Consider the following 365-nt stretch of genomic DNA (forward strand, 5'->3'; position numbering starts at 1 on the left):
TCAGCTTGCGCGATGGTGCCGTCGTCGCCCGGCCATTCCTGCACGGTGTTACCCGTGTCCGTGCAGTAGATGCCCGAGACAGGCCCCGCCGCGTTTTGTGTACTCACAAACCAATCGTATTTCATGATCGCCCTTGTTACCCTTGTTGAATGCCCGGAACCGGGAGCCGTGTAGCCGCATCCTCAATGATGCAAAGGCCCCGGTCGGCGGCTTCGCTTTCGATGCGTTCCAAAAACTGAGCCAGCGTCGAGCGCACGTCGCATGTGAATCGCATACTGCATGTTGCCACGAATTCCGTTTCGTGACTCAGCGACTCGTAAACGACGCTAACCGTTTGGAACGCTTGGCGCGCGGCCCATGATTCG

Annotated in this window: 1 protein-coding gene; it reads right to left on the reverse strand. The window is 58.4% G+C overall.

All coding sequences use genetic code 11. The features are described from left to right. Positions 1 to 136: 136 nt before the first annotated feature. Positions 137 to 365, reverse strand: a 229-nt coding sequence (locus AC1RPW_RS08150; RefSeq protein WP_481769464.1) for a hypothetical protein, incomplete at its 5' end; no start/stop codon positions are given.

Source organism: Dellaglioa sp. CoH-55-MRSF-8, assembly GCF_056782195.1.